13 protein-coding genes and 1 pseudogene are annotated in these 15,247 nt (G+C 50.7%); 10 read left to right on the top strand and 4 right to left on the bottom strand.

Annotated features, from left to right (window positions below; genetic code table 11):
• The first annotated feature begins 131 nt into the window (after nt 1-131).
• The gene (locus SK33_RS11760; RefSeq protein WP_003020321.1) at nt 132-551 is read left to right on the top strand and encodes a translesion error-prone DNA polymerase V autoproteolytic subunit; all 420 of its coding nucleotides are present in this window, start codon (nt 132-134) and stop codon (nt 549-551) included.
• A gap of 2 nt (nt 552-553) precedes the next feature.
• Nucleotides 554-1,822 carry a Y-family DNA polymerase gene (locus SK33_RS11765; RefSeq protein WP_003843755.1) on the top strand — a complete coding sequence of 423 codons (1,269 nt, stop codon included), beginning with the start codon at nt 554-556 and terminating at the stop codon, nt 1,820-1,822.
• 122 nt (nt 1,823-1,944) lie between these two features.
• On the opposite strand, the gene fdnI is transcribed toward SK33_RS11765, so the two are convergent.
• The 3 genes from fdnI to fdnG are packed head-to-tail and all read right to left on the bottom strand — an operon-like array spanning nt 1,945 to nt 6,541.
• Nucleotides 1,945-2,598: a formate dehydrogenase-N subunit gamma gene (fdnI, locus tag SK33_RS11770; RefSeq protein WP_048217786.1), complete on the bottom strand. Its 654-nt coding sequence runs from the start codon at nt 2,596-2,598 to the stop codon at nt 1,945-1,947.
• Nucleotides 2,591-3,478 (bottom strand): formate dehydrogenase subunit beta, encoded by an 888-nt coding sequence (gene fdxH, locus SK33_RS11775; RefSeq protein ID WP_003020306.1) that lies wholly within the window; start codon nt 3,476-3,478, stop codon nt 2,591-2,593. The genes fdnI and fdxH overlap by 8 nt, the downstream gene beginning before the upstream one ends.
• Before the next feature lie 12 nt (nt 3,479-3,490).
• Entirely contained in the window at nt 3,491-6,541 is a 3,051-nt protein-coding gene (fdnG, locus tag SK33_RS11780) for a formate dehydrogenase-N subunit alpha (RefSeq protein WP_075262461.1), read from the bottom strand.
• Between the two features lie 175 nt (nt 6,542-6,716).
• Between fdnG and SK33_RS11785 the strand changes: the two are divergent.
• From SK33_RS11785 to SK33_RS11810, 6 genes and pseudogenes are all read left to right on the top strand, one after another.
• Nucleotides 6,717-6,892, top strand: a pseudogene (locus tag SK33_RS11785) (DUF4113 domain-containing protein); the annotation flags it as partial.
• A 175-nt stretch (nt 6,893-7,067) separates the two neighbouring features.
• Nucleotides 7,068-7,667: a reactive chlorine resistance membrane protein RclC gene (gene rclC, locus SK33_RS11790; RefSeq protein ID WP_032939118.1), complete on the top strand. Its 600-nt coding sequence runs from the start codon at nt 7,068-7,070 to the stop codon at nt 7,665-7,667.
• A 34-nt stretch (nt 7,668-7,701) separates the two neighbouring features.
• Nucleotides 7,702-8,160 (top strand): DUF302 domain-containing protein, encoded by a 459-nt coding sequence (locus SK33_RS11795; protein ID WP_178317592.1) that lies wholly within the window; start codon nt 7,702-7,704, stop codon nt 8,158-8,160.
• A gap of 121 nt (nt 8,161-8,281) precedes the next feature.
• Nucleotides 8,282-8,557: a metal/formaldehyde-sensitive transcriptional repressor gene (locus tag SK33_RS11800; RefSeq protein ID WP_003833178.1), complete on the top strand. Its 276-nt coding sequence runs from the start codon at nt 8,282-8,284 to the stop codon at nt 8,555-8,557.
• A gap of 32 nt (nt 8,558-8,589) precedes the next feature.
• Complete coding sequence (locus SK33_RS11805; RefSeq protein WP_003020293.1) at nt 8,590-9,708, top strand: S-(hydroxymethyl)glutathione dehydrogenase/class III alcohol dehydrogenase; 1,119 nt, start codon at nt 8,590-8,592, stop codon at nt 9,706-9,708.
• A 169-nt stretch (nt 9,709-9,877) separates the two neighbouring features.
• Nucleotides 9,878-11,566, top strand: coding sequence for a methyl-accepting chemotaxis protein (locus tag SK33_RS11810; protein WP_048217785.1), 1,689 nt, complete (start codon nt 9,878-9,880; stop codon nt 11,564-11,566).
• Nucleotides 11,567-11,606: 40 nt separating this feature from the next.
• Here SK33_RS11810 and SK33_RS11815 read toward each other — a convergent pair whose 3' ends face one another.
• On the bottom strand, nt 11,607-12,530 hold the full coding sequence (locus SK33_RS11815) for a LysR substrate-binding domain-containing protein (RefSeq protein WP_048218881.1): 924 nt from the start codon (nt 12,528-12,530) through the stop codon (nt 11,607-11,609).
• A 231-nt stretch (nt 12,531-12,761) separates the two neighbouring features.
• On the opposite strand from SK33_RS11815, the gene SK33_RS11820 reads away from it, so the two are divergent.
• A complete protein-coding gene (locus SK33_RS11820) occupies nt 12,762-13,664 on the top strand; it encodes a manganese-dependent inorganic pyrophosphatase (RefSeq protein ID WP_048217783.1) in 903 nt (300 codons plus the stop codon).
• A gap of 120 nt (nt 13,665-13,784) precedes the next feature.
• A complete protein-coding gene (hglS, locus tag SK33_RS11825; protein WP_044702360.1) occupies nt 13,785-15,128 on the top strand; it encodes a 2-oxoadipate dioxygenase/decarboxylase HglS in 1,344 nt (447 codons plus the stop codon).
• The last annotated feature ends 119 nt before the right edge of the window (nt 15,129-15,247 follow it).

Below are 15,247 nucleotides of genomic sequence, written 5' to 3' on the forward strand. Positions count from 1 at the left end.
TTTTTCCAGACATCATAAAAGCTTATCGACAAGATGGTTAAACAACGCTCAATTCGCCACACTTGTCACTTGATCACTGTCTTCATTAAAACTACTGTATATAAATACAGTTATATGAGAGGCAGATTATTATGTTGTTTTTCCAGCCAGTTGAACACCGCGAAATCAAACACTTCCCGCTATTTAGCGATCTCGTGCCCTGCGGTTTTCCCTCTCCTGCGCAGGATTACGTTGAGAAACGTATCGATCTCAACGATCTGTTGGTGCAGCATCCCAGTGCAACCTATTTTGTTAAATCGTCTGGCGACTCCATGATGGGGGCAGGGATCGGTGCTGGCGACTTGCTGGTAGTCGACAGTGCCAGAAAAGCGGCCCACGGAGACATTGTGGTTGCTGCTATTGAAGGCGAATTCACCGTTAAGCGCCTGCAATTGCATCCGGTGGTGATGTTGAAGCCAGAGAACAGCGCCTACGCGCCGATCATGATCGGCAGCGAGGACACGCTGGATATATTTGGCGTAGTGACATTCATCATTAAATCTGCGGGCTGATTATGTTTGCGCTGGTGGATGTTAATTCATTTTATGCCAGCTGTGAGTCGGCATTCCGGCCCGATCTGAAGGGTAAACCCGTTGTCGTTCTTTCAAATAACGATGGCTGTGTCATTGCCAGTAGCGCGGAGGCAAAAGCGCTTGGCGTTAATATGGGCGCACCATATTTCAAACAGAAAGATCTGTTCAGGCGCTATGGCGTGTTCTGTTTTAGTTCGAACTACGAATTGTATGCGGATATGAGCAGCAGGGTGATGTCGATTCTGGAGGAGCTGTCGCCGCGCGTGGAGATGTACAGTATTGATGAAGCCTTTTGCGATTTAACGGGCGTGCGAAACTGCCGGGATCTGACGGATTTTGGTCGGGAAATCAGAGCAACCATTTTACAAAAAACACGCCTCAAGGTTGGGGTCGGTATCGCCCAGACCAAAACCCTGGCCAAGCTGGCTAACCATGCTGCCAAAAAGTGGCAGGAACAGACTGGCGGGGTGGTGGATCTCTCGAATATTGAGCGCCAGCGTAAGCTGATGACTGCGCTCCCGGTTGATGAAGTCTGGGGTGTTGGACGCCGTATCAGTAAAAAACTTGACGCTATGGGCATTAAAACGGTCTGCGACCTGGCAGATACCGATATTCGCTTTATCCGCAAACATTTCAACGTTGTGCTTGAGCGCACTGTGCGGGAATTGCGCGGTGAACCTTGCCTGGAGCTGGAGGAGTTTGCGCCAGTTAAGCAGGAAATTATCTGCTCAAGATCGTTTGGTGAAAAACTCACGGATTACAACGCGATGCGAGAGGCAATTTGTACCTATGCTTCACGTGCTGCGGAAAAGCTGCGCAGAGAGCACCAGTTCTGCCGGTTTATCTCTACGTTTATCAAAACCAGCCCATTTTCCCTGAATGAACCGTATTACGGTAACAGCGCATCGATAAAACTGCTGACACCAACCCAGGATAGTCGGGAAATTATAAGGGCGGCCACATGTAGCCTGGACGCAATATGGCGAGAGGGGCTACGTTATCAAAAAGCAGGGGTCATGCTGGGCGATTTTTTTAGCTCAGGTGTTGCACAGTTGAATCTTTTTGATGACAACGCTCCACGGCATAACAGCGATAAGCTGATGGCCGTTCTGGATACGCTCAATGCTGAAAAGGGTAAAGGAACGCTCTATTTTGCCGGACAAGGTATACAACAACCGTGGGCGATGAAGCGAGATATGCTCTCTCCGCGTTATACCACGAGATACAGTGATTTGCTGCGGGTTGGGTAGGGTTTGTTCATCATTGAATGGAGGGCCTTTTATTCGCCTGATAATCAGGTCTCGCAGCGCCGCAGCATATCACTGGGCCATTGAGAGAATAAGACCGCTGAATAACAGCGGCCTTATTGCTTTTATTTAGATTCTAATTCCGGTGCTTTTTCTTCAGTAAGTTCAACCTCACGGTACCAGCGAGGATGGTGTTTCTTCGCCCAGCGCCGACTCACTTTCCCTTCGATCATACCTTTAATTGAACCTTTTACCCAAAACGCCATGTACATATGGATCAGAATGGCGTGGATCAGCACAATGGCTGCTGTTGCGTGGATTAACAAACTCCAACGAACAATGTTAATTGAGAAATAATGGGCAAAGTAGGGCCTCCAGATAATAACGCCGGTAATCAGTAATACCAGAATTAGACTCATGATGCTCCAGAACATCATTTTCTGCCCTGCGTTGTATTTCCCCACATCAGCGACTTTATGCTCATTGCCTTTAAGTACCTCAACGATCCCTTTAATCCAGGGAAGGTCCTGTTTATCGGGAATGTTGTGGTGTACAAAACGGACGAACATAAACATCAGCACGATGAAAATCATCACCCCGAAAAACGGATGTAAAATTCGTCCCATTTGCGGTGTACCGAAAGTTTCGGTGAGCCATTGCAACGTCGGGAAGAACAGCGCAATACCGGAAAGCGACACCAGGAAGAAGCTTATTACCACCGTCCAGTGACAAGCACGGTCGATGAATTTGGTGCGCAGAATCTTTTTGCTTTTACTCATGACCGTTCTCCTCTTCATCATCATCCGTCTCTTTGTTTGGGCCGACTCCCACGTAGTGGTAAATCAGCCCGGCAAAGGTGGCGATAAATCCGGCGGCGGAGAGTGGTTTTAAAATCCCCTTCCAGAGGTTCACTGGTGCGGCGATTTTTGGCTCATCCGGCAGATTGTGGTACAGCGATGGTTGATCCGCGTGATGAAGTACATACATCACGTGGGTGCCGCCGACCCCTTGCGGGTTGTAGATGCCCGCATTGGCATAGCCGCGTTTTTTCAACTGCGCCACGCGAGTTTCCGCTACATTGAGCATCTCTTTTTTGGTGCCAAACTGGATAGCGCCGGTCGGACAAGTTTTCACGCAGGCCGGTTCCTGGCCCACGCTGACCCGGTCAACGCACAGCGTACATTTGTAGACCCGGTTATCTTCGGGATTAAGTCGCGGAATATTGAACGGGCAGCCAGCAATGCAGTAGCCACAGCCAATACAGTGCTCGGACTGAAAGTCGACAATCCCGTTGGCATACTGAATGATTGCTCCAGCGGATGGACAGGCTTTCAAACAGCCGGGATCGGCGCAGTGCATGCAGCCGTCTTTGCGGATCAGCCATTCCAGCTTGTCGTTCTGGGTGGTTTCGCTAAAGCGCATCACTGTCCAGGACTTAGCGCTGAGATCGGTCGGGTTGTCATAGACGCCGTTGCAGTAGCCCACTTCATCGCGAATATCGTTCCACTCTGAGCAGGCGACCTGGCAGCCTTTACAGCCAATACAGGTAGTGACATCAATTAATTTTGCCACTTCTGCACGGTAATCCCGCGCCTGGGGCGGCGGCGTGATGCTGTTCGTCGCCGAGCGTTTAATAATATCTTGTGATTGCATAGCCATGAGTTCCCTTCCTTACGCTCGCTCGATGTTGACCAGAAACGCTTTATACTCCGGTGTTTGCGAGTTCGCGTCACCCACCGATGGCGTTAACGTATTGGCGAGGAACCCTTTGCGTGTGGCGCCTTCAAAGCCCCAGTGACAAGGGATACCGATAGTATCGACCGGCTTACCATCGATCGTCAGCGTTTGCAGACGTTTGGTGACCACCGCCTTCGCTTTGATAAAGCCGCGTTTCGACATCACTTTCACCGTATCACCTGCCGCAATGCCTTTTTTGCTCGCCAGCGCCTCACCGATTTCGATGAATTGATCGGGTTGAGCAATGGCGTTGAGCAGCGCATGTTTGGTCCAGTGGCGGAACAGCTCGGTAATGGAGTAAGTTGTGGCGACGTACGGGAAGGCATCCGCTTTACCCATATTGGCGATATCGTCATGGTAGATACGCGCAACCGGGCTGGATACGACATCCGGGTGCAGCGGGTTGGTACCAATAGGCGACTCAATGGGTTCGTAATGTTCCGGGAATGGCCCGTCGTTCATTTTGTCGATGGAGAACAGACGCGCTACGCCTTCCGGATTCATGATAAACGGACCAACGTTGCTGCCCGGTGCGGCCTGGCCGTAGTCGGCTACGTCCATACCGACCCATTTTTTGCCATTCCAATGCAGCAGGGTTCGTTTGGGATCCCACGGTTTTCCTGATGGATCGGCCGAAGCGCGATTGTAGAGAATACGGCGGTTGGCAGGCCATGACCACGCCCAGCCTGGTGTGCAGCCCAGACCATACGGATCGCTGTTGTCGCGATTGGCCATCTGGTTGCCTTGTTCTGTCCAGCTTCCGCAGTAGACCCAGCAGAAACTGCTGGTCGAGCCGTCATCGCGCAACTGTGCAAAGCTGCTGAGCTGCTGGCCTTTTTTGGCTATAAGCTGGCCTTTGTCATCATAAAGGTCTTCAAGCGCCTGGCCATTTGCTTCACGCGCAATCTCTTCTGGGTGTGGGTCGTATGGATCTTTATAATTCCAGGCAATATTCAACAAGGGTTGCGGATTCGCTCCACCTTCCTGTTGATACAACTCGCGCAGCCGCATAAACAGGCGACCGAGGATCTTCCCGTCATGTAAGGCTTCACCTGGTGGTTCTGCCGCAGCCCAGTGCCATTGCAACCAACGCCCAGAGTTAGCGATTGAACCATTTTCTTCAGCAAAGCAGGAAGAGGGCAGACGGAAAACTTCGGTCTGAATATCTGCCGGGTTTACATCGTTCATCTCGCCATGATTTTGCCAAAAATTGGACGACTCAGTGACCAGCGGATCGATAACCACCATATATTTCAGTTTTGAAAGCGCGCGAGTTGATTTGTTTTTATCCGGAAACGCCGCCAGCGGATTGAAGCCCTGAACGATGTAACCATTAATCTTCCCTTCGAGCATCAATTCAGCCTGGGTCATTACGTCATACAGGCGATCCCATTTAGGTAGCCAGTCGTAGCCCCAGTTATTTTCCACTGTTGCATTGTCGCCCCAGAAACTTTTCATCATGCTAACAAAGAACTTCGGCGTATTTTGCCAGTAATTGACCTCATTCACGCCTAGCGCAGGCGGCGTGATTTGCGAAATATAGGTCTGGTCGTCTGTCTGTTTTTCCGACGGCAGCGGCATATAGCCCGGCAGGTTCGTCGACAACAAGCCAAGATCGGTATAGCCCTGAATATTGGAGTGGCCACGTAAGGCGTTAACGCCACCGCCCGCCATGCCTATATTGCCCAGTAGCAACTGGAGCATAGCGGCGGCGCGGATAATCTGTGCCCCGGCGGAGTGGTGTGTCCAACCCAGCGCATACAGAATAGTCGCGGTGCGGTCAGGCACGCTGGTGCTGGCGAGAATTTCGCAGATACGATTGAAATCTGCCACTGAGGTCCCACACAACCGGTTAACCATTTCTGGCGTATAGCGGTCGACGTGGGCTTTCAGCAAATTCCACACGCAGCGTGGGTGAGACAATGTTTCATCACGCAGGGCATTACCCTGTTCGTCAAGCTGATAGAACCAGCTCGATTTATCGTACTGGCGTTTTTTGTCGTCATAGCCACTGAACAAGCCGTCGTCGAACTGATAGTCATCACGGATAATCAGGCTGGCGTTGGTGTAATGGCGCACATAGTCGTGCTGCACCTGGTCGTTTTCCAGCAGATAACGGATTACACCGAGCAGGAATGCGGTGTCGGAACCAGCGCGTATTGGCGCATACAGATCGGCGACGGCGGCGCTACGGTTAAAACGCGGGTCGACAACCACCACGGTGGCGTCGTTTTTAGTTTGCGCTTCGACTACCCATTTAAAGCCTACCGGATGTGCCTCAGCGGCATTACCGCCCATAATAAGCACTACGTTGGCATTTTTAATATCGACCCAGTTGTTGGTCATCGCACCACGTCCAAACGTTGGTGCAAGAGCAGCAACGGTGGGACCATGACATAATCGTGCCTGACAGTCGATAGCGACCATACCTAGTCCGCGAGCAAATTTACCGTCGAGGATCCCGGTTTCATTACTTGCCGCTGAGGAGCATAGCATGCCCGTGGTGGACCATCGGTTGACGGTAACGCCCTGGGCATTTTTCTCAATAAAGTTGGCATCGCGGTCATCTTTCATAAGTCGGGCAATACGATTAATCGCATCATCCCAGCTAATACGCTGCCATTTATCCGAACCCGGTGCACGATATTCGGGATACTGCAGACGGGTTTCACTATGAATATAATCCAGCACGCCAGCGCCTTTAGGGCACAACGATCCACGGCTCACCGGATGATCCGGATCGCCCTCAATATGGTAGATACTTTCTTTGACGTTTTTGGCTGTATCGCCAAGGCTGTACATCAGCATGCCGCAGCCTACTGAGCAGTACGTACAGTTATTACGTGTCTCTTTTGCTTTTAAGAGTTTGTATTGACGGGTTTCCGCGTGAACGGAAAAAGATGATAAGAATCCGAGAGATGCAACAGTTGTTCCTGCCATACCGCCCGCGCAGATTCGAAAGAACTGCCTCCGGCTGAGCTCCATTTTTTTCTCCAGCTTAAACTTAAGACATGAAAAAGTATGGTTATTGTAAGGTTAAATTGTTTTATAAACCATTAACTTTTAGTGGTTATTGACGTGAGAGAATATTAATGCTGTAAGCCTGGGTTATGGATTGGTAAAAATTGATCATGTCAGGTTGGTTGCCGATACGTACGGCGAACTGAATCTTTTTGACGACAACCTAACGCCGCGGGGTAACAGCGATAAACTGATGGAGGTATCTGGGAAAAGGGTAAAGGAACGCTCTACTTTGCCGGACAAGGGATACAGCAACCGTGGGCGATGAAGAGAGACATGCTTTCACCACGTTATACAACGATTTGCTACGAGTAGTTTGATAGCCAAACCGAAAACAAGGAGTTCATTCCACTCAACCGAACTTATCCATAGTCTATATTTTGACCTTTACAGACGATCAAACAAAAATTATAGATTCCTGAACATATAGGCATATAAATAACAAGGTTATAAAGGTCGTGATTTCTACAACACAGGACCTCTGGATATGATGGATAAACTATACCAATATGTTTCAACGAAAGAAAACGTGGGAATAAATCTTTGTCGCATTTCTATTGCCATTGTATTTATGTGGATAGGATTGTTGAAGTTCATTCCCTATGAAGCAGATAGCATCGTTCCTTTTGTAGCTAATAGCCCATTTATGTCTTTCTTTTATAACGATCCGAGTAATTATACTCAGTTCATGAACCATGAAGGCGAATTAATAGAGGCTAACCGCGCATGGCATCATGCGAATAATACTTATGGGTACTCTACCGGACTTGGTATTGTTGAAGTCATTTTTTCATTATTGATTCTTGCTCATTATGTATCACCAAAAATCGGTTTTTGGGGGGCAACACTTGCCTTCTTAACTCCTTTTGTCACTCTGACATTCCTGATATTTACACCAGAAACATGGGTAAGTGGCCAGGATTCTCACACCGGGTTTCCCTATCTTTCTGGCGCCGGGCGACTGGTCTTAAAAGACACGATAATGATGGCTGCGGGTCTTATTGCGATGGTGCATTCTGCCAAATGTATCCTTGCACAGAATCAGCACGAGAGAGATTATACCGGCAAAGTATCCGCTGGTCTTAGATAGCTTTCCAGACTATCGTTAAATTAAGGATGTTGTGATGCTTCGGTCTCTAAAAAATATATTTATTACAGCTGCACTGTATCTGCTTATGACGGTAACCAGTCATGCTGCCAACACCAGGAATACTATGATCAAAACGTATAGTACTTATAATTACCAGCAGACCAGAGAGCATCTCATTGCTGCCATTGAGAGTAATAATCTTGTTTTTTTTGGAGAATTTGATCATGCGAAAGAGGCTAAAAATGCTGGACTAACCATGTTACCCACAACCGTCATTATTTTTGGCAATCCTAAAGGTGGCACATCATTAATGCAGGCATATCCTGATATGGCGCTCGATCTTCCCTTTAGAGTATTGATTCGGGAAGAGTCGGATGGACGTGTAGTCGTTGGATATCATCCGGTTGAGATATTACAGACTTATGGACCAGATACTGCGGCAATTCAACCCTTAAAAAATCTGGAAAAATTAGTTCAGAAAGCCATTCAGTGACCTGGCGACCAGGGTTCATCTGACGAGGCCTGGTCGTCACCCTCTCATTAAATAGATGTTAGTTTTTTACAATTACATAAAAATTCTGATAGTATACCCCCCTATAGTATATGGAGGGCGTATGCCGCATTCACCCGAAGATAAAAAACGCATTCTCACTCGTGTACGCCGTATTCGCGGTCAGGTTGATGCGCTTGAGCGCGCACTGGAATCTGGCGAACCATGCCTGGCGATCCTGCAACAAATTGCCGCCGTACGCGGCGCATCCAATGGTCTGATGGGCGAAATGGTTGAGATCCACCTGAAAGATGAACTGGTCAGTGGGGAGACAACACCAGACCAGCGAGCTGTGCGCATGGCTGAGATCGGCCATCTTCTGCGTGCTTATCTAAAATAACACCATCACCTTGCAATAATGGGAAGAGACAAATGAAATCACGTGCAGCAGTTGCATTTGGCCCCGGCCAACCGTTAAAAATTGTTGAAATCGACGTCGCACCACCAAAGAAAGGTGAAGTGCTGGTTAAAATTACCCACACCGGCGTGTGCCATACTGACGCTTTTACGCTCTCAGGCGACGATCCGGAAGGCGTGTTCCCGGCGGTACTGGGCCATGAAGGCGGCGGCATTGTGGTTGAAGTGGGGGAAGGCGTCACCAGCCTGAAACCGGGCGATCATGTGATCCCGCTGTACACCGCAGAGTGCGGCGAGTGCAAGTTCTGTAAATCGGGTAAAACTAACTTGTGTCAGGCCGTGCGGGCGACACAGGGCAAAGGTCTGATGCCTGATGGCACAACGCGCTTCTCGTATAACGGCGAGCCGATTTATCACTATATGGGCACCAGTACCTTCAGCGAATATACCGTTTGCGCAGAGATCTCGCTGGCGAAGGTTAACCCGCAGGCTCCGCTGGATAAAGTGTGTCTGCTGGGATGTGGCGTGACCACCGGTATCGGAGCGGTCCATAACACCGCGAAAGTGAAGGAAGGCGATACCGTAGCCGTATTTGGTCTGGGCGGTATTGGCCTGGCGGTGATTCAGGGCGCAGTGCAGGCAAAAGCCGGGCGTATTCTGGCTGTTGATACCAATCCGGAGAAATTCAAATTGGCTGGTGAAATGGGCGCGACCGATTTCATCAACCCAAACGATTACGATAAGCCGGTGCAGGACGTGATTGTTGAGCTCACCGACGGTGGCGTGGACTTTAGCTTTGAGTGTATCGGCAACGTTAACGTGATGCGTGCGGCGCTGGAGTGTTGCCATAAAGGGTGGGGCGAAAGCATCATCATTGGGGTGGCGGGTGCCGGTCAGGAGATCAAAACACGTCCGTTCCAGTTAGTAACCGGTCGCGTGTGGCGCGGTTCCGCGTTTGGCGGCGTAAAAGGGCGCACTCAGTTGCCGGGTATGGTCGAAGAAGCAATGAGCGGAAAAATTCAGTTAGATCCGTTTATTACGCATCGCCTGCCTCTGGAGCAGATTAACGAAGCGTTCGATTTAATGCATCAGGGTAAATCCATCCGTACCGTTATCCATTTTGGTGATAACTGATTCATTGGCCAGCGGATTTCACCGCTGGCACTTTCCTGAATTTTTTAGAATTATGTTGTGAAAGTGTGACGAATCCGGCGCTTTTCACGGTAAGTAAACTTCCCGGATTGCCGATGACTATCTAACGGGCGTGTTTTCACGCATAAACCCTACAAGAGAGTCGACGGTCATGGACAACACTACATCGATGCAAGCCCTGCATAAACTGGGCTTTCTGCATCAAATCCGACTGGTTCCGCTGTTTTCCTCCATTCTCGGTGGCATCCTTCTGCTATTCGCCTTAAGTTCCGGGCTGGCAGGTTATTTTCTTATGCAGGCCGATCGCGATCAGCGCGATGTAACCGATGAGATTCAGGTCCGGATGGGGTTATCTAACAGCTCTAACCACTTACGCACCGCGCGTATCAACATGATCCATGCTGGTGCGGCGAGCCGTATTGCTGAAATGGATGACATGAAGGCCAATATTGCCGAGGCAGAAAAACGTATTAAGCAATCGCAGGACGGTTTCAATACTTATATGGCTCGTGCGGTGAAAACTACTGCCGGAGAGGCGTTAGACGCTGAACTGAGCGCCAATTTCAAAGCCTATATCGATGGCTTACAGCCTATGCTCAAGTACGCTAAAAACGGCATGTTCGAGGCGATCATCAACCATGAAAATGAACAGGCCAGACCGCTGGACTCTGCTTACAACAAGGTATTGTTAAAGGCGATCGATATTCGTACCGCCAGGGCGAATCAGTTAAGCGAACAGGCGCACCAACGTACACAGCTTGGCATGGCCTTTATGCTGGGGGCATTCGTTCTTGCGCTGGCACTGACCGTGATGACGTTTATTGTTCTGCGCCGTACCGTTATTCATCCTCTGTTACGTGCGGCCCAGCGCATTGAGCAAATTTCAGAAGGGGACCTGACAATGCCAGAGGAACCCACCGGGCGCAGCGAAATTGGGCGCCTGAGCCGTCATCTGCAGACAATGCAACGGTCGCTGGCGAAAACAGTGGGCACGGTACGTCAGGGCGCGGAAGAAATCTACCGCGGTACCAGTGAGATTTCGGCGGGTAATACCGATCTGTCTTCACGTACCGAACAACAGGCCGTGGCGATTGAACAAACGGCGGCCAGCATGGAAGAGCTGACGGCTACGGTGAAGCAAAACGCCGACAACGCGCATCATGCGAGTACGCTGGCGGAAGATGCGTCCGGCAAGGCCAGCCGGGGCGGTCAGATGGTCTCTGGTGTGGTGAAAACCATGGGCAATATCTCAACGAGCTCGAAGAAAATCTCTGAAATTACCGCCGTTATTAACAGCATTGCCTTCCAGACCAATATCCTGGCGCTGAACGCGGCGGTTGAGGCGGCGCGGGCAGGAGAGCAGGGGCGTGGGTTTGCAGTGGTGGCTAGTGAGGTCCGTACGCTGGCAAGCCGCAGCGCTCAGGCGGCAAAAGAGATAGAAGGATTGATCAGCGAATCAGTCCGACTGATTGACCAGGGTTCCGGAGAAGTGGTCGCGGCGGGCAATACTATGACGGATATTGTCGATGCGGTAAAACGCGTGACCGACATTATGCTGGAAATTGCGGCGGCCTCTGATGAACAAAGCCGGGGCATCGTCCAGGTAAGCCAGGCGATTTCAGAGATGGATAAGGTCACGCAGCAAAACGCCTCATTGGTTGAAGAAGCATCGGCTGCTGCGGCCTCTCTTGAAGAGCAGGCCGCACGCTTAACGGAAGCCGTCGGCACATTCCGTTTAACCGGGACAAGCGCAATTAAACGCGTTCCGGTAACCACTACGCCGGGTCATTCACGTCCGCAGGCGGCAACGGCCAGCGGCGATAATTGGGAAACGTTTTAATCATCAATAAAGGGACCATCTGGTCCCTTTATTTTTGGCATCAAAACGGTACGGTTTTGCGTATTGCGGCGATAAGGATCTGCGAGGCCTGAGAGAGTTGCACATCGACACGAGTAAGAATCCCGATGGGTTCACCCGCCCCGTGGGTAGGTATCGGCAACGACACCAGCGTCGCCTGGCGTAAATCCTCTCTAACCGCACCTGAAGGGACAAACCATACATAGTCGTAATCAACCGTCAGTTGGCGGGAGAGCGATGCTGAAAGTGTTTCAATGCAGCCTGGCGGCATTTTACAACCCTGACTTTGCAACAATGCTTCTGCGTGCTGGCGAGGCGCGGTTCCTTTTGGCGAAACCACCACCGGCCACTCCATTACCCGACTTAATGTGATGGTTTCCTGCAACAACGGGTGGTTAGGGCGCACGACCAGTTTAAGTGATTCCAGAAACAACAATTCATAATTCAGACCGACCATCAATTCCGGATCGGCCATGCGACCAATGCCAAGGTCGATTTCCCCGGATTTTAAACCTGCCAGAATCATCGGATTGCTCATGGTGGCGACTTGTAGCGTGGTCTCCATTTGCTGCTTGTGGAAAGGACCAATTACCGCAGGCAGAATGCCCAGTGCCGCGGTGGGTAAGGCCCCAATCCGTACGACATCAGTCTGCGATTCTTCGCGCTGATTTAACGCTTGCCCGGCAGTGTTGAGCGCATCCAGCACTCTTACCGCGTGGGTAAGAAACTGCTCTCCTGGCAGCGTTAACTGCGCGCCAAGGCGGCCACGCTCAAAGAGCCGGGTCCCGGTCAATTGCTCCAGTTCATTTAGCGTTTTGGAGAGAGCCGGTTGACTCAGGTTAAGGGTCTCAGCCGCGCGCCCCAACGTTCCCTGCTGTGCAACGGCGACAAAAGTATGAAGGTGGCGCAAGCGAATGCGCTGATTGAACAGAACATTTTTTTCCATAAGCGATGTTAAAAACAGAGCCGTATCGGTGACAAGTAAAGTTGTTTGTTTTTGATAACCTGATAGCAAAATATTATTAACATTTATCATGTTTTACTTACAACTGATTTATTTTGCTTATGTTTTGTACAGCGTTGCTGGGTGGTGGGATCATGGAAGGGAGTATGTTCAGTCGTTATACTTTGGTTATTGTTTACTTTTGAACGATTTCTCTTCACAAGGCACTGATGAATGATACATGTAATAGGGCACCTTAATCCCGATAGCGATGCCATCTGCACCGCCGCAATGACGGCTCGTTGGCTTAGTTTACGTGGCCAGCAGGCGACGGCATGGCGTTTGGGCGAGCCTAACCGCGAAACGCAGTTTATCTTTGAGCATGCGGGGCTGACGATGCCTGAACGGTTGACGTTTGAACTGACCGATCGTGATGTCTGGCTGGTCGATTTCACCGAGCCTGCCCAGGGGCCGGAATCGTTGACAGAAAGTAACGTGGTGGGAATTATCGATCATCACCGACTTGGTGGGTTAGTCACCCGTCTGCCACCGGAAGTGTGGGTGAAGCCCGTCGGCAGTAGCGCAACCCTGCTGTGGCAACTGATGACGGAAGATGAACGCAACCAGTTATCTTCCGCTGAGGCTATTTTACTGCTTGGCGCCGTATTGAGTGACACTGTCACGCTTCGTTCACCAACGACCACCACTGACGATCGCCTGGCGGTTGATGCGCTGGCCCAAAAAACCGGAGTGGATCTTGACGCTTTCAGTCGCGACCTGCTGTCAGCCAAAACAAGCGTGGAAGGGATGAGCGCCCGCGAACTTTTGCAGAAAGACATTAAAACCTTCACCATCCATGGACATTCAGTCTGTGTAGCGCAGCTTGAACTGTATGCGCTGCAACAGGTGGATGCGGTGCTGGACGATCTCCGTCAGGAAATGGGGCGCTATGCAGAGGAAAAGAATGCTGCGTTGGTCGTGCTGATGCTCACCGACATCAATCTGGGTGACACCAGCCTGTGGTTTGCTGGAGCAGAACTTTCAGACATCCCGCAACCCTGCAAGGTAGAAGGTATGCTTAGCCGTAAAAAACAGATGCTCCCCTGGCTGGAAAGTCATTTGAAACCCCGTCAGTAGGTACTGTTCATCGTTTATATGGGTGGGAAGTTTACGCGGGGTCACACTTTGTAAATTCTTCCCACCGGAGTCAGCGGTGTTTTCTACACTCCAGGTAATATTCACTGGAGGCATGACATTATGGCGAACACCATCACGGCAGATGAGATTCGGGAACAATTTTCGCAGGCAATGTCAGCAATGTACCAGCAGGAAGTCCCGCAATACGGCACGTTGCTGGAACTTGTCGCTGATGTGAATCTGGCGGTACTGGAAAATAATCCGACGCTGCATGAAAAACTGGCGAATGCGGATGAACTGGCCCGGCTAAACGTTGAGCGCCATGGCGCTATTCGAGTGGGTACCGCGCAGGAGCTTTCTACGCTGCGCCGAATGTTTGCCGTTATGGGCATGTATCCGGTGAGTTATTACGATCTCTCCCAGGCAGGCGTCCCCGTACATTCCACAGCCTTTCGTCCCATCGACGATGCCTCGCTATCGCGCAACCCGTTTCGGGTATTCACCTCGTTATTACGGCTCGAACTAATCGAAAACGCCGCGCTGCGGCAAAAAGCCGCTGAGATCCTCGCGAAACGCGATATTTTCACTCGCCGTTGTCACGAGCTGCTGGATGAATTTGATGCGCAGGGCAGTTTTACATCTGAACAGGCGCAAGAGTTTGTGCATGAAGCGCTGGAAACATTCCGCTGGCATCAGCACGCCACGGTCGATGAAGAGACCTATCACGCATTGCATAACGAACATCGGCTGATTGCTGATGTAGTGTGTTTCCCCGGTTGCCATATAAACCACCTGACGCCGCGTACGCTGGATATCGACCGGGTGCAGTCGATGATGCCGGAATGCGGCATTGAACCGAAAATACTGATTGAAGGGCCGCCACGCCGCGAGGTGCCCATTTTATTACGTCAGACGAGTTTCAAAGCGCTGGAAGAACCGGTGTTGTTTGCCGGTGAAATGCGCGGCACTCACACGGCACGTTTCGGTGAAATCGAACAGCGCGGTGTGGCCCTGACGCCGAAAGGCAGAGCGTTATACGACGAATTGCTGAATAAAGCGGGAACGGGGAAAGACAATCTGACGCACCAGTTACATCTTCAGGAGGTGTTCAAGGCGTTCCCGGACAGTGAGTTTCTGCTGCGCCAGCAGGGACTCGCCTGGTTTCGTTATCGACTGACGCCATCAGGCGAAGCGCATCGCCAGGCAATCCGTCCGGATGACGACCCGCAACCGCTCATTGAGCGAGGGTGGCTGGTTGCGCAACCCATCACCTACGAAGATTTTTTACCGGTGAGCGCCGCAGGGATTTTCCAGTCCAATCTGGGGAATGAAACGCAGGCTCGCAGCCACGGGAATTCCAGCCGCGACGCGTTTGAACAGGCGCTGGGTTGCGCGGTTTATGATGAGTTTACGCTGTATCAGGAGGCGCAAGAGCGAAGTAAACGTCGGTGTGGTTTACTTTAATGGAATTTACATGGGATTCGGTCTGTTCCCATCGACATAAAATATTTTCGATTTTGTACAGATAATCGGCGACCAACAATTGGATTATTAATGAATTTTGTCTAGAGTGAGCGGTCAGA

Origin of the sequence: Citrobacter sp. MGH103 (genome assembly GCF_001034475.2) — a bacterium.
In the GTDB taxonomy this organism is placed as follows: domain Bacteria; phylum Pseudomonadota; class Gammaproteobacteria; order Enterobacterales; family Enterobacteriaceae; genus Citrobacter; species Citrobacter freundii.

What these genes read in the sequence shown, in the direction of transcription:
- fdnG (WP_075262461.1), bottom strand. Translation starts at nt 6,541, where the DNA reads ATGGAGCTCAGCCGGAGGCAGTTCTTTCGAATCTGCGCGGGCGGTATG.
- SK33_RS11820 (WP_048217783.1), top strand. Translation starts at nt 12,762, where the DNA reads ATGATACATGTAATAGGGCACCTTAATCCCGATAGCGATGCCATCTGC.
- hglS (WP_044702360.1), top strand. Translation starts at nt 13,785, where the DNA reads ATGGCGAACACCATCACGGCAGATGAGATTCGGGAACAATTTTCGCAG.
- SK33_RS11795 (WP_178317592.1), top strand. Translation starts at nt 7,702, where the DNA reads ATGCTTCGGTCTCTAAAAAATATATTTATTACAGCTGCACTGTATCTG.
- SK33_RS11760 (WP_003020321.1), top strand. Translation starts at nt 132, where the DNA reads ATGTTGTTTTTCCAGCCAGTTGAACACCGCGAAATCAAACACTTCCCG.
- SK33_RS11805 (WP_003020293.1), top strand. Translation starts at nt 8,590, where the DNA reads ATGAAATCACGTGCAGCAGTTGCATTTGGCCCCGGCCAACCGTTAAAA.
- fdxH (WP_003020306.1), bottom strand. Translation starts at nt 3,478, where the DNA reads ATGGCTATGCAATCACAAGATATTATTAAACGCTCGGCGACGAACAGC.
- SK33_RS11800 (WP_003833178.1), top strand. Translation starts at nt 8,282, where the DNA reads ATGCCGCATTCACCCGAAGATAAAAAACGCATTCTCACTCGTGTACGC.
- fdnI (WP_048217786.1), bottom strand. Translation starts at nt 2,598, where the DNA reads ATGAGTAAAAGCAAAAAGATTCTGCGCACCAAATTCATCGACCGTGCT.
- SK33_RS11815 (WP_048218881.1), bottom strand. Translation starts at nt 12,530, where the DNA reads ATGGAAAAAAATGTTCTGTTCAATCAGCGCATTCGCTTGCGCCACCTT.
- SK33_RS11765 (WP_003843755.1), top strand. Translation starts at nt 554, where the DNA reads ATGTTTGCGCTGGTGGATGTTAATTCATTTTATGCCAGCTGTGAGTCG.
- SK33_RS11810 (WP_048217785.1), top strand. Translation starts at nt 9,878, where the DNA reads ATGGACAACACTACATCGATGCAAGCCCTGCATAAACTGGGCTTTCTG.
- rclC (WP_032939118.1), top strand. Translation starts at nt 7,068, where the DNA reads ATGGATAAACTATACCAATATGTTTCAACGAAAGAAAACGTGGGAATA.